Source organism: Janibacter sp. YB324 (assembly GCF_014217915.1).
Classification (GTDB): Bacteria; Actinomycetota; Actinomycetes; order Actinomycetales; family Dermatophilaceae; genus Janibacter; species Janibacter indicus.
In genome coordinates this window covers 292219-314665 of sequence record NZ_CP060120.1, presented here as the reverse complement: position 1 = coordinate 314665, position 22447 = coordinate 292219, and the positions used below count along the sequence as shown (strand labels likewise).

Sequence of the window (22447 nt, the reverse complement as noted above, 5' to 3'; positions counted from 1 at the left end):
GTCATATCGGCGGTGGGTCAGCCGGCGCCCCGTACCCGGGCGATCTCGTAGAGCGTGACGCCGGCGGCGAGGCCGGCGTTGAGTGACTCGACGCTGCTGCTCATCGGGATCGACACGATCTGGTCGCAGGTCTCGCGGACCAGGCGCGACAGGCCCTTGCCCTCGGACCCGACGACGACGACGAGCGGCGAGGTCGCCAGCTCCAGGCCGGGCAGCTCGACGTCACCGTCCATGTCCAGGCCGATGACGAAGAACCCGGCCTTGCGGTAGTCCTCGAGCGCACGCACGAGGTTGCTCGCCTGCGCCACGGGGATCCGGGCGGCGGCACCGGCGGAGGTCTTCCACGCCGACGCGGTCATCCCCGCGCTGCGACGGGCCGGGACGACGACGCCGTGCCCGCCGAAGGCCGCGGTCGAGCGCACGATCGCGCCGAGGTTGCGCGGATCGGTGATGCCGTCGAGGGCGACGACGAGCGGGACGCCCGGGATCTGCGAGTCGACGAGGTCCTTGGGGTGGGCGTAGTCGTAGGGCGGCACCTGGAGGGCCAGGCCCTGGTGCACCGCGCCGTCAGTGAGCCGGTCGAGCTCGGCCCGCGGCGTCTCCATGATCGGGATGCCCGCCTCGGCGGCCAGGGTGAGCGACTCCTTGACCCGGTCGTCGCTGTCGATGCGGTGCGCGACGTACATCGTCGACACCGGCACCTCGGTGCGCAGCGCCTCGAGGACGGAGTTGCGCCCGGCGACCATCTCGGTCGAGCCGGACTTCTTGCGCGTCGACGTCGGACGGCCCGAGGCCCGCTTGTCGGCGGCCTTGGACATCTTGTAGGCCTTGTGGTTGGGTCGCTCGCTCGCCTTGGGCGTCGGGCCCTTGCCCTCGAGCCCGCGGCGGCGCTGGCCGCCGGAGCCGACCTGCGCCCCCTTCTTCGATCCGGTGCGACGCACGGCGCCGCGACGCTGGCTGTTGCCGGCCATCAGTGGTCCTTCCTGCCGAGGGTCCAGCGCGCGCCGCGCGGGGTGTCCTCGATGGTGATGCCCGCGGCGGTGAGCGCGTCGCGGATCTGGTCGGCGGTCTCGAAGTCGCGGGCCGCGCGGGCCTTGGCCCGGGCCTCGACCTGCAGCTGGACGAGCGCATCGAGGGCGTCGGTGAGCTCGGCCTCGCGGCTGCCACCGGCACCGCCCCACGTGCCCGCCAGCGGGTTGATCCCGAGGACGTCGGTCATCGCGACGACCGTGGCGGCGATCTCCGCGGCCTCCTCCCGGCCCCCTTCGTCCAGGGCGGTGTTGCCGGCGCGGACGGCCTCGTGGATCACGGCGAGCGCACCGGCGACGCCGAGGTCGTCGTCCATCGACGCGGCGAAGTCGGCGGGCAGCTCGACGGCCGGGTCGGCCTCGACGACCGCCTGTCCGGGCAGCGCCCGCCGCAGGAAGCCGGCGATGCGCTCGACCGCCGCGCCCGCCTCATCGAGGGAGCCGGGGTGGTACTCGATCATCGAGCGGTAGTGCGCCGCGGTGAGGAAGTAGCGGACGGTCAGCGGGTCGTGCTCCTGCACCAGCTGCTGGACCTCGAGGGCGTTGCCGAGGGACTTGCCCATCTTCTCCCCCTTGACCGTCACCCAGCCGTTGTGCAGCCAGTAGCCGGCGAAGCCGAGCCCCGCCGCGCGCGACTGGGCCTGCTCGTTCTCGTGGTGGGGGAAGCGCAGGTCGATGCCGCCGCCGTGGATGTCGAAGGTGTCGCCGAGGTACTTGCGGGCCATCGCCGAGCACTCGAGGTGCCATCCGGGCCGGCCCGCGCCGTAGGGCGTGGGCCACGTGGCGGTCGCCGGCTCGTCGTCCTTGCGTCCCTTCCACAGGGCGAAGTCGCGCGGGTCGCGCTTGCCGCGCGGGTCGGCGTCGTCGGCCGCGACCATGTCGTCGAGGCCCTGGTTGGACAGCTCGCCGTAGTCGGCCCAGCTCTTGACGTCGAAGTAGACGTCGCCGCTGCCGTCGGCCGCCGGGTAGGCGTGGCCGCGCTCGACGAGCTCGTCGACGAGGGTGACCATCTCGGTGATGTGCCCGGTCGCCCGGGGCTCGTAGGTCGGCGGCAGCACGCCGAGCAGCTCGAGCGCCTCGGTCGTGTAGCGCTCGTTGCGGTAGCTGAGCGCCCACCAGTCCTCGCCGCTCTCGGCGGCCTTGCGCAGGATCTTGTCGTCGATGTCGGTGACATTGCGCACGAGCGTCACGCCGTAGCCGTGCCCGCGCTCCAGCCAGCGCCGCAGCACGTCGAAGGCGACGGCGAACCGCAGGTGCCCGATGTGCGGCGCGCCCTGGGTGGTCAGCCCGCAGATGTACATCCCCACCCGGCCAGGGGTCACGGGCACGAAGTCGCGCTGGGTGCGCGTGGCGGTGTCGAAGAGCTGCAGGGTCACACGGCCAAGGCTAACGGGCAGGCGAGCCTACGCCCCTATCGCGCGGGGGCGCAGGCACGATGGCGAAGGGGGGTCAGATCCCCTTTCGAGTTGCGGCCCCCCCTGCTGGGGAAGCATCTGCCTCACGCGCCTTCGCCAAGAAGGCACCAAGATTGGGGAGATCATGTTCACTTCGTCCACAAGGATTCGGCGGGTCCTCGCCACGGCACCGGTTGCTGCCGTCCTGTTCGCTGCACCCGCGCACGCCTACATGGATGCGCGATACTCGGATAAGGTCCGGGTGACCGCATCCGGTAGCACCCTCAAGGCATATGACACATCGTGCGACGGCCGCGGTGCACAGGCCAACTGGCAGCGCACCGGCTCGTCCACCGTGTTTGAAAAGACCAACGGCGAGGGCTGTGGCACAGTGCTGCAATTCACGACCGGCGGAACCGTGACGCAGATCCGCGCTTGCCTCGTGATTCCCGCTCAGAAGGACCCCTGTAGCGCTTGGACGTCCAGGCAGTACTGAGTGCAATCACGCTGGAGGGGGGCACGGCAGGTCCGGGCCCCCCTCCACATCAATCGCGACGAGGAGACTTCGTGACGTCAGCCATCCTGATGAGCGCAGTAACACACCAGTTCGGCAAGCGTTCGACCCCGCTCTTCGAGGGCCTCGACCTCGACGTCGCCACCCATGAGTCGGTAGCAGTCATGGGAGAGAGCGGCAGCGGCAAGTCGACTCTGCTGAGTCTGGTCCTGGGCCTCTTCGCGCCAACGCACGGGCAGGTGTCCGTCCTCGGAACCGACTGGGCCGAGCTCAGTAGCCGGCAGCGCGCCGCTCACCGCTCGGCCCACCTGGGGGTCGTGTTCCAGTTCGGTGAACTGATCGACGACCTCACTCCCCTGGAAAATGTTCTCCTCCCCAGCGTGTGGGCTGGGACAGATCCCACGGACGCTCGCACTCGTGGCGAGGAGCTCTTGGAGCGGCTCCAGGTCCGCACCGGGGCGCAGTCGACAGCCGTCGTCTCCGGCGGTGAGCGGCAACGCATCGCCGTCGCGCGCGCACTGATCAATTCACCGCAGTTGGTGGTGGCCGACGAGCCCACCGGGTCCCTCGATGAGCGCAACGCCGAGGTGATGAGCGACCTACTCTTCGACCTCCCTGCCTCGCAGGGGTGCGCCCTCCTCGTCGTCACCCACTCGCGCGCGGTCGCCGAGAGAGCAGATCGGGTGCTGACCCTGTCCACCGCGGCGACCGAGGGCGAGCGGTGACGAAACCCGGCGGTCATGGGGCACTCTCCCGGTGGCGAGCCGAGTTCTGGCGGGCCCTGGCGGCGGGCGGTGCCCTCGCCGCTGCGTTGGCGCTGGTGGCCACGACCTACGGGATGTACGAGGTGCGGGCAGCAGGCGATGCGCGTCGGGCTCCGCAATACGCCGCCACCTTCGAATCGGGGACGACGGGTATCACCACGGACTTCGCGGAGCTTCCCGGAGTCGGCCAGTTCAGCGTGGTCTATCTGCAAGCTCGCGGAGACGAGGCGCCGATGCCCCCCGGTCTCGAGCGTGACCTCGCACCCGGAGAGGTCGCGCTGTCCCCGGCCCTCGTGGCCTACGCCGAGCGGCATCCCGACGAACACATCGATCAGCGCTACGGCAAGGTCGTGTCGACCATCGCCCCCGACGGGCTGTCGGCTCCCGACGAGCACCTCGTCTACGCGGCTCCTGCAACCCCCGCGAAGCCCACCCAGGTCGTCTCGGCCTTTGGGGCCAACCCTGGATTCAGTCCGTGGCAGGTCGGCAATGGATCGGCCATCTTCGGTGAGTCCATGCAGATCTTCGGGCTCGCGTACCCGCTCCTCGGGGTCATCATCCTGATCCTCCTGCCCGCCCTGCTGCTGGTCACGGCGGCAGCACACTCCGGCGTCCGTCCCCGGCAACGGCATGACCTGATCCTGACGGCCCTCGGATCGCCCCCCGGTTTTCGGCGGAGGACGCGTCTCGCGGGCGGCCTCCCGGGCGCGATCACCGGCGCCGCGCTCGGGGCTGCGCTGGTCAGCATCTGGGTGGCCAGCTCACCACGGGTCCCCATCGTCGGATCGCAGCTCGCATCGGGGGCTCTCCCCACGACCCGCACCGTGGGCATCGCCATCACGGCCGCGGCGGTCACCACCATCGTGTGGGCCCTCATGGGTCGATCGCGGATGCAGGGCAACCGCCCGACGGTACGCAGCCTGCGGCTGCCATCGTGGCTGGTCCTCCTCGGCCCTCTCCTCCTGTGGGCCTCTTATGCCATCACCCAGCAGGTCCGCGACAACGCCACGGCCTTCGCCATCCTGACGTGGTTCTTCGCCCTGCTCTGCGTCCCTGCCGTGGCGATCAGCGCGGCGGCGGCCACAACGGGGATCGGATCTGCCCTGCGTCGATGGGCGTTGCGGCGCGGCAACCCCTCTGGCATCGTCGCCGGGGCGTGGTTGAGCAACGGCGGACGGCGCGCCTTCGTCCTCGCACTGGTGGTCCTCGGAATCAGCACGGTTGCCTTCCAGGCAGCTCAAAACTCTCTCGTGCTCACCGAACCCGGCGCCGAGGGCCGTCGCATCGCCCAGACGGTCGGCCCCGGGGTGGCGCAAGTTGAGCTGTACCGCGGCCAGCCGACCGCCGAATGGCACGATCACCTGCCGAGTACCTACGGTGTCATCGCCGTGCGCGACGATGTGCTGGTCGGCGAGTGCGCGCTCCTCAATGCGGTGGACCTGCCGTGCGACGAGCCGATCTCGCCCGGGGAACTGACTCCGAGAGCGCGTGCCCTCACCTCCACCCTCGTGTTGCCGGACGGCGCAACAACGCGAGCCTCCTCCGCTCCCGTGGCACAAGACGCAGGTACCTATCTCGTCGTCGCACGGGATGGGGGCACGGTGCGGCTCAGCGAGCTCGCGGTGGCGTCCAACGCGGCGGATGGAGGCTTGGCCAAGGTTGGCCGTCCCGGTGACGACTGGGGCTCCGGCGAGGGCTACGTCATCCAGGCGCGATGGATCGTGCCGATGACGGTCCTTGGACTCGGCATCGCGCTTGCCGCCTTGGTGCTCAGCAGCCTGGGGGCAGCCCGAGATCTGGCCAGCCAGATGGCAGGAGCGCTTGCCCTCTTTGCGCCACGTCGGCGCGGGGTGCTCGCGATCACGACGATCGCGGCGGGCCTCCCCTTCGTCATGTCCGGGGTTGCCGCAGGCTACGCGGGCCGGACCCAGGCGATCCCCACCCTGCGCAAGATCGACGTCCCCGGCGCACTCGACCCGCTGACCTATGTCATCGTCGGAGGCGCCTGCGTCGCAGCGCTGTGCTCGATCGCCCTCTCGACCCGGCTCATCGTCCTGGCCGCTTCGACCTGGCGCCCCGGACGAGAGCGGTGAGGGTCACTCCCCCCGGTCGAGCCACTCCTGCACGTGCGGGGCTTCCGCGCCGATGCTCGTGTCGTCCCCGTGCCCGGTGTGCACGACCGTCTCCGAAGGGAGGGTCAACAGCTTGTCGCGGATCGACTCCACGATCGTCGGGAAGTCGGAGTACGAGCGACCCGTCGCGCCGGGACCACCGTTGAAGAGGGTGTCCCCGGAGAAGACGACCCCGAGCTCCGGCGCGTGCAGGCAGCAGGCGCCGGGCGCGTGGCCCGGCGTGTGCAGCACGGTGAGCTCGGTGCCCGCGACGGTGACGACCTGGCCGTGGGCGAGCGCGCCGTCGGGGGCGCGGTCCGGGTAGGTCATCCGCCACAGCGGGTCCTCGTCGGGGTGCAGCCAGATGGGGGCCTGCTTCGCGTCGGCGACCTCGGCGGCGGCGTTGACGTGGTCGTTGTGGGCGTGGGTGCTCACGACCGCGAGGAGGGTGCGCTCCCCGATCGCCTCGAGGATCGGCGCGGCCTCGTGGCCTGCGTCGATGACGAGCACCTCGTTGTCGTCCCCGACGAGCCAGACGTTGTTGTCGACCTCCCACGAGCCCCCGTCGAGCTCGAAGGTGCCCGACGTGACGACCCGCTCGACGCGCGCGGTCACAGGACCACCACCGAGCGCAGCACGTCACCGGAGTGCATCTTGTCGAAGGCCGACTCGATGTCGCCCAGACCGATCCGCTCGGTGACGAAGGCATCCAGGTCGAAGCGCCCCTGACGGTAGAGGTCGACGAGCATCGGGAAGTCACGGCTGGGCAGGCAGTCGCCGTACCAGCTCGACTTGAGGGCACCACCTCGGCCGAAGATCTCGATCATGGGGAGGGTGACCTCCTTGTCCGGGGCCGGGACCCCGACGAGGACGACCCGACCGGCCAGGTCGCGCGCGTAGAAGGCCTGCTCGTAGGTCTGCGGCAGGCCGACCGCGTCGACGACGACATCGGCACCGAAACCGCCCGTCAGCTCACGGACCCGCTCGACGGTGTCCTCGGTGCTCGCATCCACGGTGTGCGTGGCACCGAAGCCCTTGGCGATCTCCAGCTTCCGCGGATCCATGTCCACCGCGATGATCGTCGTCGCACCCGCAACCTTCGCGCCCGCGATCGCCGCATCACCGACACCACCGCACCCGATGACCGCAATCGACTCACCGCGAGTGACCTCACCGGTGTTGACCGCGGCACCGAAGCCGGCCATCACACCGCAGCCCAGCAGGCCCACGGCCGCCGCGTCGGCGTCCCCGTCGACCTTGGTGCACTGCCCCGCAGCGACGAGGGTCTTCTCGGCGAAGGCGCCGATACCCAGCGCGGGGGTCAGCTCCTCGCCGGTCTCGGCGATGGTCATCTTCTGGGTCGCGTTGTGCGTGTCGAAGCAGTACTGCGGCTTGCCCTTGCGGCACGCGCGGCACTGACCGCACACCGCTCGCCAGTTGAGGATGACGAAATCACCGGGCGCCACCTCGGTGACCCCCTCGCCGACAGCCTCGACGACACCCGCGGCCTCGTGGCCGAGGAGGAAGGGGAACTCGTCGTTGATCCCACCCTCGCGGTAGTGCAGGTCGGTGTGGCACACCCCGCACGACTGGACCTTGACCACGGCCTCACCCGGGCCCGGGTCGGGCACGACGATGTCGACGAGCTCGACATCGGCTCCCTTCGAACGAGCGATGACTGCCTTGACGGTCTGCGGCACGGTGCGACTCCTTCGTTTGGCGGAGACCGGTGGCCCGGCTCTCACGCCCCTATCTTGGCCCATCACGTGACGACCGCGACATAGGGTCGGCCCATGGGACTCGACGTCGCCTTCCGTCACCTGATCACGCAGGTGGGATGGGCCGCTCCGTTGGCCGTCGCGGCACTCGTCATCGACGGCGTCGCCGCGCTCCTCGCCGCCGGCGCCGTCTCGGGCGGCCGCGGCACGCAGGGCAGGTCGCGATGAGCCTGCTCGTCGTCCAGCACCAGACGACCTGCCCGCCGGGCCGGGTCGGGACATGGCTGCGCGACGCCGGGGTCGACCTCGACGTGCGTCGGCCCTACGCCGGCGAGGCGCTGCCCACCGACCTGTCGGGCCACGACGGCCTGCTCGTGCTCGGCGGCCAGATGGGCTGCCGCGACGACGAGGTGGCCCCGTGGCTGCCGGCCGTGCGTGACCTCATCAGCACCGCGGCGAAGGGGGGCACGCCCACCCTGGGCATCTGTCTCGGGCACCAGCTCGCGGCCGTCGCCCTCGACGGCGAGGTCGGGCGCAACCCCGGTGGCCGGACCGTCGGCGTGCTCACCGTCGACGAGACCCCGCAGCTCTCCGACGACGCGGTCCTCGCCGGCGCGACCGGCGCGCCGGTGCCGCAGTGGAACGACGACATCGTCACCCGGCTGCCCGAGGGCGGGGTCGCCCTCGCCGACAACGAGCGCGGCGACCTGCTGCTCGCCCGGCTGGCCCCGACGGTCTGGGGCGTGCAGGGCCACCCCGAGGCCGACCTCGTCATCGTCACCGCGTGGGCGGTCTCGGACTCGGGGACCCCGGGCGTCGAGGGCCTCGACCTGCCCGCGGCGCTGGCCGCGGTCCGTGATGCGCAGCCGGCCATCGAGGCCGCCTGGCGCCCGGTGACCGAGGCCTTCGCCGCGCACCTGGGCTGATCGGGTGTCTAAGCGACCGCGACGACGAGGGCGGTGGCCACGGCCGCGGCGCCCTCTCCCCGGCCGGTGAGCCCGAGCCCGTCGGTCGTCGTGCCGCTCAGGCTGACCGGTGCACCACAGGCCGCGGACATCACCTGCTGGGCCTCGTCACGTCGGGTGCCGATCTTCGGCCGGTTGCCGATGACCTGGACCGCGATGTTGCCGACCTCGAAGCCCGCCTCGCGCACGAGACGGGCGGCCTCGACGAGCAGCCTTGTGCCGGAGGCTCCCTCGAGCTCCGGGCGACCAGTGCCGAAGTGCTGGCCGAGGTCACCGATGCCCGCCGCGGCGAAGAGCGCATCGCACGCCGCGTGGCAGGCGACGTCGGCGTCGGAGTGCCCCTCGAGCCCGACCTCACCCGGCCACAGCAGCCCGCCGACCCACAGCTCGCGCCCGGAGTCGGGCGCGGCGAAGGCGTGGACGTCGACACCGATCCCGGTGCGCGGCAGCCCGGTCAGCTCGTGTGCACTCATGGCGACAGTCTCGCAGCCGGGATCAACCACGGTCGTACCTGCGTTGGACGCAGCGTGGCCCCCTTCGACTCCCTCGTCATCGGTGCCGGTCAGGCCGGGCTCTCGGCGAGCCACCACCTGCGCCGGCTCGGGATCGAGCACGTCGTCCTCGACGCCAACACCCACGCCGGCGGTGCCTGGCAGCACCGGTGGGACTCGCTGACGATGGCCGACGTGCACGGCGTCGCCGACCTGCCCGATGCCCCCGCGCCCGGCGCGAGCAGCGCCCGGGCCAACGAGATCATCGCTTGCTGGTTCGACGACTACGAGCAGTCGCACGACCTGCCGGTGCTGCGCCCGGTCCGCGTCGAGCGGGTCACCGACGAGGAGGGCCTGCTCGTCGTGCACGCCGACGCGGGCACGTGGAGGACGCGCACGCTGGTCAACGCGACGGGCACGTGGACCCACCCCTTCGTCCCGACCTACCCCGGGCAGCGCGACTTCGCCGGCGAGCAGTGGCACACCGTCGCCTACCCGGGGCGTGAGCACTTCCGCGGCAGGCGCGTGCTCGTCGTCGGGGGCGGCGCCTCCGCGGTGCAGTTCATCGGCGAGCTGGCGACGATCGCGCACGTGCAGTGGGTGACGCGGCGGCCACCGGCGTGGTCCGCCGAGTTCTCCGGGCGCCGGGCCATCGAGATGGTCGAGCAGCGGGTGCGCGAAGGGAGGCCCCCGGCCAGCGTCGTGTCCGTCACGGGCCTGAGCCTGCGGCCGCAGGAGATGGCCGCGGCCCGGACCGGCGTCTACGAGCGGCGGCGCGAGATGTTCGAGCGGATCGAGCGTGCCGGGGTGCGGTGGGCCGACGGGAGCACCGAGGCCTTCGACGCGATCCTGTGGGCGACCGGCTTCCGCCCCGCCGTGCGACACCTCGCGCCGCTGGGTCTGCGCAGCCCGGCGGGTGGCATCGCGCTGCTGCCGGGGTCACGCGACGTGCAGACCTCGGTGACGGCCGCGGCGGACCCGCGGGTGCAACTCGTCGGTTACGGGCCGTCGGCGAGCACGATCGGCGGTAACCGCGCCGGACGCGCTGCGGCCCTGGCCGTGCGCGCCCACCTGGCCGGCACCGGCCCTGCATTGCCGTAGGGCAATGCAGACTCGATGGCGTCAGTGGTCGGAGAGAAGCCGCTCAGCGCGCGCCAGGTCGTCGACGGTCGTGATCTTCAGCCCGAGAGGGTCGCCCTCGACGACGATCACGTCGTGGCCGAGCGCCTCGACGAGGGCGGCGTCGTCGGTCGCCGCGGCGCCGGAGGCGTGGGCAGCGGTGAGCACCGCCCGGTCGAACCCCTGCGGGGTCTGCACCGCGCGCAGCGAATCGCGCAGCGGGGTCGCGGTGATGACCCCGCCGGCATCGACGACCTTGATCGTGTCGACCACGGGCACCCCGGGGATCGCCCCGGTAGCACCGGCGGCCACGGCGGCCAGCACCCGCTCGAAGACGACGACCGGGGTCAGGCAGCGCGCCGCATCATGGACGAGGACGACGGAGACGGCATCGCTGAGCGCCCCCAGACCGGCCGCGACCGAGTCGGTGCGCTCGGCACCACCGGCGACGACCGTGACGTCGACACCCTCGGGGCGAAGGGGGTCGACGAGCCCGGTCGCCTCGGCCACCAGGTCCTCGGGCACGACGACGACGAGCTCGTCGACGGCGGCCTCGAGCACTCCGGCCACCGCCCGCTCGAGGATCGTCGTGCCGACGACCTCGACGAAGGCCTTGGGCCGCTCGGCCCCGAGCCGGGTCCCCGACCCGGCGGCCACCACGACGACGCCCACACCGCGATCGGTGTGGGCGTCGGACTGCGTCAGCAGCGAGTCGTTCAGGACGCGAGGACCTCGTCGAGGATGACCTCGGCCTTGTCCTCGTCCGTCTTCTCCGCGAGCGCGAGCTCGGAGACGAGGATCTGGCGGGCCTTGGCCAGCATGCGCTTCTCGCCGGCCGAGAGGCCGCGGTCCTTTTCGCGGCGCCACAGGTCGCGCACGACCTCGGCCACCTTGATGACGTCACCGGAGGCCAGCTTTTCGAGGTTGGCCTTGTAGCGGCGCGACCAGTTGGTCGGCTCCTCCGCGTGCGGGGTGCGCAGCACCTCGAAGACGCGGTCCAGACCCTCCTTGCCCACGACGTCGCGGACACCCACGAGGTCGCAGTTCTCTGCGGGCACCTCGATGGTCAGGTCACCCTGGGCCACCTTGAGCTTGAGGTACTGCTTGTCCTCGCCCTTGATCTTTCGAATCTTGATCTCTTCGATCAGAGCAGCCCCGTGGTGGGGGTACACGACCGTCTCGCCGACCTTGAAAACCATGTGGAGATTTCCCCTTTCGCGACCTCCAGATTATCACGGCGTGTCGTACGTCGCACAGTCCTCCACCCCGCCACAATGCCCTCTCGCGCGCGCGTGGAGAGTACGAGCGTGGCCCGGCGCATCCCACGCGCACGCCCCCGCTAGGCTGTCGCCCGTGAAGCGCCATCTCCTCACCCGCACCCCCGCCGTGGCCCTGGCGGCCCTGCTCGCCGCCGGCACCGCAGGCTGCTCGGTCAACTCCCCCTTCCAGACCTCCAAGACGCAGTCGATCTCCGACGGTGTCGCGGTCGAGCTGGACGACGTCCACGTCAACAACCTCGCGCTCGTCAGCGGCGAGGCCGGCGGTGACGCGACGGTCACCGGCGTCGTCGAGAACACCTCGGGCGAGGACCTGACCTTCACCCTCAGCGCCGGTGACGCCAAGGTCGAGGCCGAGGTCCCGGCCCACCGCCTGGTCAACCTCAGCGACGACGACAAGCTGACGCTCGAGGGCCTCGAGGCCGGCCCGGGCGACATGACCGAGGTCGAGATCAGCACCGGCGGGTCGACCACCCCGGTGAGCGTCCCGGTGCTCGACCCCGCGGGCTACTACGAGGACGACGCCCCCGAGGGCTGGACCCCCACCCCGACCGAGACCCACGAGGAGTCGGAGGAGTCCGGCGGCCACTGAGGCCCCACCCCGACCACGACGTGAGGCCGGCACCCCGAGCGGGTGCCGGCCTCACGCGTGTCCGGGCGAAGGGAGGTCAGGCCTCGAACTTGTAGCCCAGGCCGCGGACGGTGACGATGTGCACCGGCTTGGCCGGGTCGGGCTCGACCTTGGCCCGCAGCCGCTTGATGTGGACGTCGAGCGTCTTGGTGTCGCCGACGTAGTCGCTGCCCCAGACCCGGTCGATGAGCTGCACGCGGGTGAGCACCCGACCGACATTGCGCAGCAGCATCTCGAGCAGCTCGAACTCCTTGAGCGGCAGCGAGACCTGGGTGCCGTCGACGGCCACGACGTGCCGGTCGACGTCCATGCGGACCGGACCGCCCTCGATGGTGGACGGCAGCAGCTCCTCGGGCTCGTTGTTGCGCCGCAGCACCGCCTTGATCCGGGCGAGCAGCTCGCGCGAGCTGTAGGGCTTGGTGACGTAGTCGTCGGCGCCGATCTCGAGGCCGACGACCTTGTCGATCTCGCCGTCCTTGGCCGTGAGCATGATGACCGGCACGTTGGACTTCTGCCGGATCGCCCGGCAGACGTCGATGCCGGAGAGGCCGGGCAGCATCAGGTCGAGCAGGACCAGGTCGGCACCCTCGGAGTCGAAGGCGGTGATGGCGTCGGGTCCGGTCTCGGCGACCTCGACGTCGTATCCCTCCTTGCTCAGCAGGTACGACAGGGGGTCCGAGAAGGACACCTCGTCCTCGACCACGAGGATGCGTGTCATCAGCGGGGCTCCTTTGTGAGGGGTGGTGGAGTGGGGTCGGTGTGGGAGTCGGAGGTGGGCTCCGACGAGCCGGCGGCCTCGAGCGCCTCGAGGGTCTCGGGCGCCATGGGCAGGCGGATGGTGAAGGTCGAGCCGTGCGCGCCGTCGCTCCACACGCGCACGTCGCCCCCGTGGTTGGCGCAGATGTGCTTGACGATCGACAGCCCGAGGCCGGTCCCCCCGGTGGCGCGCGAGCGGGCGGCGTCCATGCGGTAGAAGCGCTCGAAGATGCGCGTCTGCTCCGGCTCGGGGATCCCCGGCCCCTGGTCGGTCACGGCGATCTCGATGGTGCCGTCGTGCAGCCGCGCCCCGACGCCGACCGCGGTGCCCGGGTCGGAGTAGGAGATGGCATTGCCGACGAGGTTGCGCACAGCCGTGACGAGCATGTCCTGGTCGCCCCGGACGTAGAGCTCCTCGGCGACCTTGTCGGTCAGGGTGATGTCCTTGGCCCCGGCCTCGAGCCGCAGGTGCTCCAGGGCGAGGGCGACGACGTCCTCGACGTCGACGAGCGCGGGGTCCTGCAGCACGGGCGTGCCCTGGAGCCGGGAGAGCTCGACGATCTCGCGGATCAGGCTCGACAGACGGGTGGCCTCGCCCTGCATGCGCCGCGCGAAGCGGTCGACGGCCTCCGGGTCGTCCTTGGCGTCCATGACCGCCTCGGCGAGCAGGGAGATACCGCCGACGGGGGTCTTCAGCTCGTGGCTGACGTTGGCCACGAAGTCACGGCGGGTCTCCTCGACCCGGCGCCCCTGGGACTGGTCGTCGACGAGCAGCAGGAGGTGGCGCACGCCGAGCGGCGCCACGCGGGCGGCGACGTAGGAGGTGGTCGTCATGCCCGGCCGGTCGATGTCGAGGTCCTGCTCACGGATCACGCCGTCACGGGCGACCTGCTCGACCATCGTCTGGATCGCCGGGTGGACGAGCCGTCCGTGGCGCACCAGACCGTAGGTCACGGCCGCCGGGGAGCTGGTGACGACCCGCCCGTCGCGGTCGAGGACGACCCCCGACGAGCGGAGCACGGCGAGGACGTCACCGACGCCTCGGGACACCTCGGGCTCGGGCTCCGGCGCGACGGCCCGCTCCCGGTCGCTCATCGTGATCGCAGCCCACACGAGGAAGGCGATGAGCAGCCCGGCAACACCCCCGAGAATTGCCGCGGTCGTTGGCTCCACGTCACCGAGAGTACTTCTCCGGTCGGGCATGCTGGGACCGAGCCGTGACCGCCGAGACGCGCACCCGCGATGTTCACCTGCGCGCCCGCAGGCGTTCACCCCCTCGGCGTACACAGGCCCTTGGATCTCTGCCACACCAGCGAAGGGGACGCCATGCGTCAGTTGTTCCACGACGAGCTCGAGCAGATCGCCAGCGATCTCGTCGCACTCTCCGAGTTGGTCGCCGCGGCCATCAGCGACTCGACCCGGGCCCTGCTCGACGCCGACGTCCAGCTCGCCGACCGCGTCATCGAGGGCGACAAGGCTGTCGACGCCCGGCGCAACGACCTCGACGCCCGCTCGGTCGACCTCCTCGCCCGTCAGGCGCCGGTCGCCAGCGACCTGCGCACCGTCGTCGCGTCGATGCGCATGTCAAGCGACCTCGAGCGGATGGGGGACCTCGCCCGGCACGTCGCCCAGGTCGCGCGCATGCGCTACCCCGAGCACGCACTCCCGGACGAGCTGCGCGAGACCTTCGCCGACATGGGCCGGATCGCCGAGGACCTCGTCCGTCGCGTCGGCGAGGTCATCCGCTCCCAAGACCTCACTCAGGCGCGCGACATCGAAAACGTCGACGACGCGCTCGACGCCCACCACCGCGAGATGTTCACCCGTCTGGCGGAGGGTGCCTGGCAGCACGGCACGACGAGCGCCGTCGACGTCGCCCTGCTCAGCCGCTACTACGAGCGCTTCGGCGACCACGCCGTCACCGTCGCCCGCCGCGTCGGCTTCCTCGTCACCGGCGACGCCGGGTCGATCGAGCTGCCGGAGGAGTCCGAGCGGGCGTGACCGTCAGCGGCCCTGGTTGGCCACCGCGGCCGCCTCGGCGGCCGCGGCCTCGGGGTCGAGGTACTCGGCCGGCCGGGTCGGCATGAAGTCCTCGCCGAGGTCGTAGACGAGCGGCATGCCCGTCGGGATGTTGAGGCCGGCGATGTCCTCGTCGCTGATGCCGTCGAGGTGCTTGACCAGGGCACGCAGCGAGTTGCCGTGCGCGGTGACCAGGACGGTCCGACCGGCGGCCAGGTCCTCGCGGATCGGGCCCTCCCAGTAGGGCATGAGCCGCGCGATGACGTCCTTGAGGCACTCGGTGCGCGGGACCTCCGGCAGGTCGGCGTAGCGCGGGTCGTCGGTCTGGGCGTACTCGTCGTCGGGCTCGATGGCCGGGGGCGGGGTGTCGAAGCTGCGCCGCCAGAGCATGAACTGCTCGTCGCCGTACTTGTCGCGGGTCGCGGCCTTGTCCAGGCCCTGCAGGGCACCGTAGTGGCGCTCGTTGAGACGCCAGTCGCGACGCACCGGGATCCAGTGACGGTCGGCCGCGTCGAGCGCGAGGTTGGCGGTGGTGATCGCCCGGCGCAGCACCGAGGTGTGCACGACGTCCGGCAGCAGACCGGACTCCTTGATGAGGCGGCCGCCGCGGACGGCCTCCTCGCGGCCCTTGTCGATGAGGTCGACGTCGACCCATCCGGTGAAGAGGTTCTTCTCGTTCCAGTCGGAACGGCCGTGGCGCAGCAGGATCAGAGTCGACATGGGGCCAGCGTATCGACGCCGCTCACTCCGGCGTTGACCCGTCCGTGTGCTCCAGGACGGACCGGAAGGCCTCGAGGTTGCGCAGGGACTCACCCCGCGATACGCGCCAGTCCCACTCCTTCTGCATGGAGCTGCGGAAGCCGAGCAGCAACAGCTCGTTGAAGGGCGCGTCGGCGGCGTCGAGGACCACGCCGAGCACCTGGTCGACGAGCTCCTCCGTCACCGCGCGAAGGGGGATCCGCCCGCCGACGTAGACGTCGCCCGAGGCGTCGATCGAGTAGGCGAGCAGCGGTATCCGCAGGTTGCGCCGCAGCAGGTGTCGGTAGAACTCCTCGTGGTTTTCGTCGGCATTGCGGATGACGAAGGCCGAGACCGACAGGGCCTGCTCGCCGACGACGAGGGAGACGACGGTCTTGAGCTTCTTCTCCCCCGGCAGGGTGACGACGAGCTCACCGTCGCGGGCACCCCCTTCGTGCTCGAGGTCGGCGTCCTCGAGGGTGCGCCGCACGGCGGCCAGGGCCTGCTCTCGGTCGGTCTGCTCGGTCATCGGGCCACCTCCAGGGGCTCGGGTGTCAGGGTCGCGGCGCGCTCGGCGACCGCGCCGGCGTAGACGTCGAGGAGCCGGTCGACGGTGCTCGCCCAGCCGAAGCCCTCGGCGTGCGCACGCGCCCGGCGACTCAGCTCGGCCGCCCGGTCGGGGTCGTCGAGGACGGCGAGCAGCTCGTCGGCCCACGTGCTCGGGTCGTGGCCCGGCACGAGGATCCCGGCATCGCCGACCGCCGTGGGCAGACCACCGACGTCGGCGGCGAGGACGACCGCGCCGGAGGCCTGTGCCTCGACGGCGACGAGGCCGAAGGACTCGGTGTAGGAGGGCACGGTGACGACGTCGGCGGCGCGGTACCAGTCGGCCAGGCGGGTGCGGCTCACCGGCGCAGCGAGGTGCAGCACGTCGGCGACCCCGAGCTCCTCGCCGAGGCGCTCGAGCCGGTCGGGGGCGGTCAAGCCGCGCCCGGAGGCCCCGCCGAGGACCGCGACGACGAGCCGCTCGCGCAGCTCGGGCCGGCGCTCGAGCAGCTCGGCCGCCGCCCGCACGAGCACGTCGGGCGCCTTGAGCGGCTGGATCCGCCCGACGAAGAGCAGCACGACGGCGTCGTCGGCGAGCCCGAGCCGGGCCCGGGCCGCGCGCTGCTCCCCCGGCACGAAGAGGTCGAGGTCGACGCCGGGGGGCACGACGACCACCCGGTCGGGGTCGGCGTCGTAGTAGCCGACGAGCTCGCTCGCCTCGCGCTCGGTGTTGGCAACGAGCCGGTCGGCGATCTCGACGACCTGGGCCTCGCCGATCTCCCGGCCCGGAGGCTCGGGGACGTCATCGGCGGCCAGCTGACGGTTCTTGACCCGCGCCATCGTGTGCATCGTGTGGACGAGGGGCACCTGCCAGCGCTCGGCGACGAGCCAGCCGACCTGACCGGAGAGCCAGTAGTGCGAGTGCGCGACGTCGTAGTGCCCCGGGGGGACGCGGGCGATCTCGCGCATCATCCCGGCAGCGAAGGCGCACAGCTGCCCCGGCAGGTCCTCCTTGACCAGGCCCTCGTAGGGGCCGGCGTCGACGTGCCGCACCGTCACCCCGGGCATCATCTCGACGACGTCGGGCAGGTCGGCGGCCGTGCGCCGGGTGAAGATCTCGACCTCGACGCCCCGCGCCGCCAGCTCGCGCGCGGACTCGACGACGTAGACGTTGAGACCGCCGGCGTCGCCGGTGCCGGGCTGGGCCAGCGGCGAGGTGTGGACGCTGACCATCGCCACCCGCCGGATCCCGCGCGTGCCTGCGCTGTACTCGCTCACTCCTCCATCATCCTCCGATAGCTCGTCACCGTCACTGTCGCCGATGACGACCAGACGTGCAGGTCCGTGTGACCCATCCGACGCAGGTCGACACCGCGCGCGCTGCCCCGCGGCCCGACCCCGACGAGGGTCCCGAGACTCGTCGAGTAGGCCTCGGTGACCGGGCCGGGGCCGCTGCCGACCCACCACGCCCGCTGCCGCAGCAGCCGCTCGGGCAGCCCGGACCCGAGTCCACGGGTGGCCAGCTCCTGGTGGGAGTGCACGACGAGGGCGTCGGCTCCCTTCGCCTCGGCCGTGAGGGTGACGTGCAGGCCCTCGAGGCGCACGGTGAGGGTGATCGGGAGCTCGCGGTCGTCGCCGGTGAGCCGGCCCGACCACGTGGCCTCGCCGGGGCGGATCGCCAGCCGGTCGATCTCGAGGTCGGCCAGCGTGTGGGTGACCTCCTCGCGGCGCTGCTCCCCTCGGCCCTCGACGCGGCCGAGGAGCGCCGAGACGGGCGAGCCCATGCGCACGGTGCGCAGGAGCCGGTCACCGCGGTGGGTGACCCGCAGGCCGCTGTCGTCGAGCTGGACCGCCCGGCCCCTGCCGAGGGTCACCACGCCCGCGGCCTCGGGGGCGACGACGAGCAGACCGGGCTGGACCGGCCGCAGCCCCGAGTCACGGCCGAGCGCCGGCGGCACCCAGGTGACGGCGGCCAGGGCGAGCGCCCCGCACAGCGACACGACGAGCGCCACCATGCTCCGGCTCACGCGTCGGTCGGGGTGCCACACACCGTCAGCCTAGTGACGGGGACCGCCTACGCTGCCGGGGTGGTCAGCCAGCGCCCCCTGGGCAACATCACCCGCGGGACGACCAACCCCAACCGGTTGCGTCGTTGCGACCGCTGGCTGCTCGCGACCCACCGCCACCGCCTGACGAAGGGGGACCCGCCGCACCTGGTCGACCTCGGCCACGGCGCGAGCGGGGTGACGACCCTCGAGTGGGCCGACCGCGTGCGCACCGTGCGGCCCGATGTGCAGGTGACCGGGCTCGAGATCGACCCGGAGCGGGTCGCGACCGCGCAGGCCTGGGCGCGGCCCGGGCTCGACTTCGCCCTCGGGGGCTTCGAGGTGCCGCTCCCCGGCGACCGGCAGGTTCGGGTGCTGCGGGCCTTCAACGTGCTGCGGCAGTACGACGAGACCCAGGTCGAGGGCCCGTGGCGCACGATGCTCGACCGGCTCGACCCGCTCGGGGTCCTCGTCGAGGGCACGTGCGACGAGCTGGGCCGGCTCGGCAGCTGGGTCACGCTCGACGGCGACGGTCCGCGCACGCTCACCCTGTCGTGGCGGCTGCGTGACCTGGGCCCCGACCGGCCGCCCTCGGTCGTCGCCGAGCGGCTGCCCAAGGCGCTGATCCACCGCAACATCCCCGGTGAGCCGGTCCACGAGCTGCTCCTGCGGCTCGACGACGCGTGGCGGCGAGCCTCCCCCTTCGCGCCGTACGGGGCTCGGCAGCAGGCGGTGGCCGCCTGGGGTGACGTCGCCCGGCAGGTGGCGGTCGTCGGCGGGGCCGACCGGTGGCGCCTCGGCGAGCTGACCGTGCCGTGGTCGGAGGTCGCGCCGCGCGGCGGACCGCTCGCTCAGCGCTGGTAGTCGTCCTCGAGCCGCACGATGTCGGCCTCGTCGAACTCGCCGTAGCCGACCTCGAGGACCCGCCCGGGGACCTCGGCGCTGTTGCCCATGCGGTGCCGGGTCCCGACGGGGATCCAGACCTGCTCACCGGGCTGCGCGCTCCACGTGCGCTCGCCGACGGTGACGTCGATCGGGCCGTCGAGGACCTGCCAGAACTCCGCCCGCAGGGCGTGGGTCTGCAGCGACAGCCGCTGCCCCGGCTCGACGGTGATGACCTTGACCGTCGTCGGCTCGTTGAAGGTGAACTGCTGGAAGCTGCCCCACGGACGCTCGGACACGAACATGTCCTCGCGCGGGTCCGGCAGGTCGGTCACGGGTCCCCCTGGCTGGTGGTGCGGTGCGTGGCCATTGTGCCCGAGATCAGCGCCGCCGACCGAGGACCTCGTCGATGGCCGGGCGGACGTCGGCGAGGTAGACGCCCGCCACGACGATGCCGATGATGCCGAGCAGCCCCACGCCCCCGACCGAGGCCACACCCATGAGCGTGGCGATCGCCAGGGCCGCGACCCAGAAGGTCTTGCTCTGCTTGCTGGTCGCGGTGAAGGCATCGGCGCGCTGGCGCACGGCGTGGAACAGCGCGAAGACCTCGGCTCCGAGAGCCAGGAGGCTGAGCACGAGGACGATCGTCGCCTGGACGCTGGTGAAGAGCTGCACGACCTCAGCCTAGGCGGGCACGTCGACGACGATCGTCACCGGACCGTCGGCGTGGATGTCGATCGCCATGTCGGCACCGAAGCGACCGGTCGCCACCTCGACCCCGCGCTCACGCAGGCCCGCGGCCACCGCGTCGACGAGCGGCTCGGCGACGGCGCCGGGAGCGGCGGCATTCCACGAGGGCCGACGCCCCTTGCGCACGTCGGCGTGGAGGGTGAACTGGCTGATGACGAGCACGCCGCCACCGCTGTCGGTCACCGAGGTCTCGTCGGCCATGATCCGCAGCTCGGCGATCTTGCGCACGGTCGTCGCGACCTCGCCGGGGCCGTCGTCGTGCGTCACGCCGACGAGCGCGACGAGCCCGGGCCCGATCTCGCCGACGACCTCGCCCTCGACACGCACCCGGGCCGCGGTGACCCGCTGCAGGACGGTCCTCACGGGGCCGTCAGGTCGAGGACCTCGACGGCGCCGACGGGGCGACCGTGACCGAGGACCGGCTGGTCGGCCAGCTCGCGCAGGCCCGGGGTGTCGGCGCCCAGCGCGAGGAGGGCGTGGGCGAGCAGCCCCCGGCGCGCGCGAGCGACCGGGGCACCGTCGGCGACCTTGACCGCGACACCGTGGCCATCGGGCAGCCCGGCGGCGTAGACCGACTCGGCGCCGTCCTTGGCGATGAGGCCGGGCACGGCCTCCATGAAGGCGGTGACGTCGCGGCCGGTGCCGCCGACCATGTGCGGGGCGGTGCGCATGGCCTCGGCGACCCTCCCTTCGTCGGTGGTGGGGTCGGCCGCGGCGAGCCGACCGAAGGCCGCCGCCAGACCCGACAGCGGGACGGCGAAGAGCGGTGCGCCGCACCCGTCGACGGTCGTGTGGGTCACCTCGCCCACGATCTCGGCGACGGTGTCGCGGATCGCGAGCTGGAGCGGGTGCTCAGGGTCGAGGTAGGTCTCCGTGGGCCACCCGTGGAGCGTGCAGGTGACGAGCATGCCGGCGTGCTTGCCGGAGCAGTCCATGGCGACAGGGGTCGGTGCCTGCCCGGCCGCCAGCCAGCGGGCGTGCTCGAGCTCGCCGAGCGGCAGCGCGGGGGTCGTGCGCAGGGCATCGAGTCCGAGGTCCGCGGTCGCCAGGATCTCGGCGACGGCGTCGCGGTGGACCGCCTCGCCGGAGTGGCTGGAGCAGACGAGCGCCAGCAGGTGGGGCGGCAGGTCGAGCCCCAGGCGCACCATGGCGAGCGCCTGGATCGGCTTGAGCGAGGAGCGCGGGAGCACGGGGTCGTCGACCCGGCCGTGACGAAGGGGGGTCCCCCCGGCGGCGTCGGTCGCGACGAGCGTCGCGCGGTGGGCGGACTCGACGAAGCCCCCGCGGGTCACGTGGACCAGCACGGGGGCTGCGTCGAGGGCTGCGGTGTCGGAGGCCTGTGCGGTCACCTGCCGGAGGTTACGTCACCACAGCATCGGCTGCTCTGCAGCCGGGGGGTCCCCCCTTCAGTCGCCGACCTTCTCGGTCGCCTTGGCGGCGGCCGTGGTGGTCTTGGCGGCCGTCTTCTTGGCGGCGGTCGCGGTCGACTTGGTCGCGGTGCGGGTGCGGGTCGCGGCCTTCTTGGCGGTGGTGTTGGTGCGCTTGGCCGCGGTGGTGGTCCGCTTGGCGGAGCCGGAGACGGCCTGCTTCGCCTTGGCGGTGTCGACCTTGACGTCGACGTCCACGGAGTCGGCGACGGCCTCGGCGGCCTTGACGGCCTCCTTGCGGCCGATGGTCAGGGTGGCCTTGGCGGAGCGCTCGACGTCGGCGACGGCCTTCTTGACGGTCGTGACGACACCCTTGCCGAGGGCGACGGTCGCCTCGGCCTGGCCCACGAGGTCCTTGGTGGCCTTCTGGTTCTTGATCCGGGTCACGAGGGCCTCGCCGCGCTTGGTGAGGTCGACGTAGTACGCCTGGGCGTCCGACGGGGCGGCCTTGACGCGGGCCTGGACCTTCTTGGGCTCCAGCTCGGCGCGCAGGGCGGCGATCTGGTGGGTGTAGCCGCGGAAGGTCTCGACCGTGAGGTCGGTGGCGCCGATGGTGGCGTAGGTCTGGTCGGTGACGACCTTCTTGACGGTGGTGGTGACGCTCATGAGGTTCTCCTTGTGGTGGTCGTGCGAGACGAGGACTGCGACCCGCGCTTGGCGGCCGGGGCCGCGGCCTTCGAGCCCGACGACGCCGTCGAGCCCTTCTGTCGGGACGTCGCCTTCTTGGCGGCGGCCGTGGTGGTGACCTTCTTCCCCGAGGCCGCGGGGGCCTTCTTCGCCTGCTTGGCCGCCTTGTGCGTCGCCCGGGACCGCGGGGTGGGCCTGGCGGGCTCGGCAGCCGGCTGCGTCGGGGCGGGCTCCGCACCGACGAAGGACTCGTAGATCTCGAGCAGGGTCTGGCGCTGACGCGGGGTCAGCGCGGGGTCGGTGCGGATGGCGGCCCGGGTGGTCGCCCCGGCCTCCGCGACCGCGTCCTTGGGGTCGAGCAGACCCGCCTGGACGTAGAGGGTCTCGGCAGAGATCGACAGCCCCTTGGCGATCTGCTGGAGGATCTCGGCGCTCGGCCGCTTGACCCCCCGCTCGATCTGGGAGAGATAGGGGTTGGAGATCCCGGCCAGCGCCGAGAGCTGCCGCACGGAGAGCTTGGCGAGGACACGCTGCTCGCGCAGGTAGTCGCCCAGCGAGTTGCCGAGCGTGCTCGGCAGCCCCTCCAGCGGATTCTTCGACATGCCCCCATTGTGCTTGCCGTAGTTAGCACGTGCAAGCCAAAGA

27 protein-coding genes are annotated in these 22447 nt (G+C 72.0%); 8 read left to right on the top strand and 19 right to left on the bottom strand.

The genetic code is table 11. The features are described 5' to 3' along the window. Nucleotides 1-17: 17 nt before the first annotated feature. On the bottom strand, nt 18-971 hold the full coding sequence (gene rlmB, locus H7A72_RS01590; protein ID WP_084451443.1) for a 23S rRNA (guanosine(2251)-2'-O)-methyltransferase RlmB: 954 nt from the start codon (nt 969-971) through the stop codon (nt 18-20). Continuing rightward, nucleotides 971-2404 (bottom strand): cysteine--tRNA ligase, encoded by a 1434-nt coding sequence (gene cysS / locus H7A72_RS01585; protein ID WP_185221415.1) that lies wholly within the window; start codon nt 2402-2404, stop codon nt 971-973. Before cysS ends, rlmB begins: the two co-directional genes overlap by 1 nt. A gap of 585 nt (nt 2405-2989) precedes the next feature. Between cysS and H7A72_RS01580 the strand changes: the two genes are divergently transcribed. Next, nucleotides 2990-3661 carry an ABC transporter ATP-binding protein gene (locus H7A72_RS01580; RefSeq protein ID WP_200811212.1) on the top strand — a complete coding sequence of 224 codons (672 nt, stop codon included), beginning with the start codon at nt 2990-2992 and terminating at the stop codon, nt 3659-3661. Between the two features lie 95 nt (nt 3662-3756). Beyond that, the gene (locus tag H7A72_RS01575; RefSeq protein WP_143445546.1) at nt 3757-5793 is read left to right on the top strand and encodes a hypothetical protein; all 2037 of its coding nucleotides are present in this window, start codon (nt 3757-3759) and stop codon (nt 5791-5793) included. 3 nt (nt 5794-5796) lie between these two features. Here H7A72_RS01575 and H7A72_RS01570 read toward each other — a convergent pair whose 3' ends face one another. Next, nucleotides 5797-6426 (bottom strand): MBL fold metallo-hydrolase, encoded by a 630-nt coding sequence (locus tag H7A72_RS01570; RefSeq protein ID WP_185221414.1) that lies wholly within the window; start codon nt 6424-6426, stop codon nt 5797-5799. After that, on the bottom strand, nt 6423-7511 hold the full coding sequence (locus H7A72_RS01565) for an S-(hydroxymethyl)mycothiol dehydrogenase (protein ID WP_084451449.1): 1089 nt from the start codon (nt 7509-7511) through the stop codon (nt 6423-6425). The genes H7A72_RS01570 and H7A72_RS01565 overlap by 4 nt, the downstream gene beginning before the upstream one ends. Before the next feature lie 93 nt (nt 7512-7604). On the opposite strand from H7A72_RS01565, the gene H7A72_RS01560 reads away from it, so the two are divergent. Beyond that, nucleotides 7605-7757: a hypothetical protein gene (locus tag H7A72_RS01560; protein ID WP_159451196.1), complete on the top strand. Its 153-nt coding sequence runs from the start codon at nt 7605-7607 to the stop codon at nt 7755-7757. Beyond that, nucleotides 7754-8455 (top strand): type 1 glutamine amidotransferase, encoded by a 702-nt coding sequence (locus H7A72_RS01555; RefSeq protein WP_185221413.1) that lies wholly within the window; start codon nt 7754-7756, stop codon nt 8453-8455. Before H7A72_RS01560 ends, H7A72_RS01555 begins: the two co-directional genes overlap by 4 nt. A gap of 8 nt (nt 8456-8463) precedes the next feature. Here H7A72_RS01555 and ispF read toward each other — a convergent pair whose 3' ends face one another. Then, the gene (ispF, locus tag H7A72_RS01550) at nt 8464-8967 is read right to left on the bottom strand and encodes a 2-C-methyl-D-erythritol 2,4-cyclodiphosphate synthase (RefSeq protein WP_185221412.1); all 504 of its coding nucleotides are present in this window, start codon (nt 8965-8967) and stop codon (nt 8464-8466) included. A 54-nt stretch (nt 8968-9021) separates the two neighbouring features. Between ispF and H7A72_RS01545 the strand changes: the two genes are divergently transcribed. Further along, nucleotides 9022-10086: an NAD(P)-binding domain-containing protein gene (locus tag H7A72_RS01545; RefSeq protein WP_185221411.1), complete on the top strand. Its 1065-nt coding sequence runs from the start codon at nt 9022-9024 to the stop codon at nt 10084-10086. 21 nt (nt 10087-10107) lie between these two features. Here H7A72_RS01545 and ispD read toward each other — a convergent pair whose 3' ends face one another. Together ispD and H7A72_RS01535 are read right to left on the bottom strand one after the other, a co-directional pair. Next, nucleotides 10108-10776: a 2-C-methyl-D-erythritol 4-phosphate cytidylyltransferase gene (ispD, locus tag H7A72_RS01540; RefSeq protein ID WP_084451455.1), complete on the bottom strand. Its 669-nt coding sequence runs from the start codon at nt 10774-10776 to the stop codon at nt 10108-10110. A gap of 44 nt (nt 10777-10820) precedes the next feature. Beyond that, nucleotides 10821-11303, bottom strand: a complete 483-nt coding sequence (locus tag H7A72_RS01535; protein WP_007927253.1) for a CarD family transcriptional regulator — start codon at nt 11301-11303, stop codon at nt 10821-10823. Nucleotides 11304-11457: 154 nt separating this feature from the next. Between H7A72_RS01535 and H7A72_RS01530 the strand changes: the two genes are divergently transcribed. Continuing rightward, nucleotides 11458-11973: a hypothetical protein gene (locus H7A72_RS01530; protein ID WP_084451457.1), complete on the top strand. Its 516-nt coding sequence runs from the start codon at nt 11458-11460 to the stop codon at nt 11971-11973. A 76-nt stretch (nt 11974-12049) separates the two neighbouring features. On the opposite strand, the gene H7A72_RS01525 is transcribed toward H7A72_RS01530, so the two are convergent. Next, nucleotides 12050-12730 (bottom strand): response regulator transcription factor, encoded by a 681-nt coding sequence (locus tag H7A72_RS01525; protein WP_072623551.1) that lies wholly within the window; start codon nt 12728-12730, stop codon nt 12050-12052. Beyond that, nucleotides 12730-13941, bottom strand: a complete 1212-nt coding sequence (locus H7A72_RS01520; RefSeq protein ID WP_185221410.1) for a cell wall metabolism sensor histidine kinase WalK — start codon at nt 13939-13941, stop codon at nt 12730-12732. Before H7A72_RS01520 ends, H7A72_RS01525 begins: the two co-directional genes overlap by 1 nt. Before the next feature lie 153 nt (nt 13942-14094). Here H7A72_RS01520 and phoU point away from each other — a divergent pair, with 153 nt between their 5' ends. Further along, nucleotides 14095-14769, top strand: a complete 675-nt coding sequence (gene phoU, locus H7A72_RS01515) for a phosphate signaling complex protein PhoU (protein ID WP_072623550.1) — start codon at nt 14095-14097, stop codon at nt 14767-14769. Nucleotides 14770-14772: 3 nt separating this feature from the next. Here phoU and H7A72_RS01510 read toward each other — a convergent pair whose 3' ends face one another. The 4 genes from H7A72_RS01510 to H7A72_RS01495 are packed head-to-tail and all read right to left on the bottom strand — an operon-like array spanning nt 14773 to nt 18098. Next, nucleotides 14773-15507 carry a phosphoglyceromutase gene (locus tag H7A72_RS01510; protein ID WP_072623549.1) on the bottom strand — a complete coding sequence of 245 codons (735 nt, stop codon included), beginning with the start codon at nt 15505-15507 and terminating at the stop codon, nt 14773-14775. A 22-nt stretch (nt 15508-15529) separates the two neighbouring features. After that, complete coding sequence (locus H7A72_RS01505) at nt 15530-16054, bottom strand: YbjN domain-containing protein (RefSeq protein ID WP_185221409.1); 525 nt, start codon at nt 16052-16054, stop codon at nt 15530-15532. After that, complete coding sequence (gene mshA, locus H7A72_RS01500; RefSeq protein ID WP_185222254.1) at nt 16051-17304, bottom strand: D-inositol-3-phosphate glycosyltransferase; 1254 nt, start codon at nt 17302-17304, stop codon at nt 16051-16053. The genes H7A72_RS01505 and mshA overlap by 4 nt, the downstream gene beginning before the upstream one ends. 41 nt (nt 17305-17345) lie before the next feature. Next, nucleotides 17346-18098: a hypothetical protein gene (locus H7A72_RS01495; RefSeq protein WP_185221408.1), complete on the bottom strand. Its 753-nt coding sequence runs from the start codon at nt 18096-18098 to the stop codon at nt 17346-17348. A gap of 60 nt (nt 18099-18158) precedes the next feature. Here H7A72_RS01495 and H7A72_RS01490 point away from each other — a divergent pair, with 60 nt between their 5' ends. Next, nucleotides 18159-18980 (top strand): class I SAM-dependent methyltransferase, encoded by an 822-nt coding sequence (locus tag H7A72_RS01490; RefSeq protein WP_185221407.1) that lies wholly within the window; start codon nt 18159-18161, stop codon nt 18978-18980. Here the strand turns inward: H7A72_RS01490 and H7A72_RS01485 are convergent. From H7A72_RS01485 to H7A72_RS01460, 6 genes are read right to left on the bottom strand one after another with little or no spacing between them, the layout of a single operon-like run. Continuing rightward, on the bottom strand, nt 18968-19333 hold the full coding sequence (locus H7A72_RS01485; protein WP_072623546.1) for a phosphomannose isomerase type II C-terminal cupin domain: 366 nt from the start codon (nt 19331-19333) through the stop codon (nt 18968-18970). The genes H7A72_RS01490 and H7A72_RS01485 overlap by 13 nt on opposite strands. Before the next feature lie 46 nt (nt 19334-19379). Beyond that, nucleotides 19380-19673, bottom strand: a complete 294-nt coding sequence (locus H7A72_RS01480; protein WP_185221406.1) for a DUF2516 family protein — start codon at nt 19671-19673, stop codon at nt 19380-19382. Between the two features lie 9 nt (nt 19674-19682). Next, nucleotides 19683-20111 carry a D-aminoacyl-tRNA deacylase gene (gene dtd / locus H7A72_RS01475; RefSeq protein ID WP_185221405.1) on the bottom strand — a complete coding sequence of 143 codons (429 nt, stop codon included), beginning with the start codon at nt 20109-20111 and terminating at the stop codon, nt 19683-19685. Beyond that, on the bottom strand, nt 20108-21097 hold the full coding sequence (locus H7A72_RS01470; protein ID WP_185221404.1) for an asparaginase: 990 nt from the start codon (nt 21095-21097) through the stop codon (nt 20108-20110). The genes dtd and H7A72_RS01470 overlap by 4 nt, the downstream gene beginning before the upstream one ends. Before the next feature lie 57 nt (nt 21098-21154). Further along, nucleotides 21155-21781, bottom strand: a complete 627-nt coding sequence (locus H7A72_RS01465) for a hypothetical protein (RefSeq protein WP_185221403.1) — start codon at nt 21779-21781, stop codon at nt 21155-21157. Further along, nucleotides 21778-22404 (bottom strand): helix-turn-helix domain-containing protein, encoded by a 627-nt coding sequence (locus tag H7A72_RS01460; RefSeq protein WP_072623541.1) that lies wholly within the window; start codon nt 22402-22404, stop codon nt 21778-21780. The genes H7A72_RS01465 and H7A72_RS01460 overlap by 4 nt, the downstream gene beginning before the upstream one ends. Nucleotides 22405-22447 lie beyond the last annotated feature (43 nt).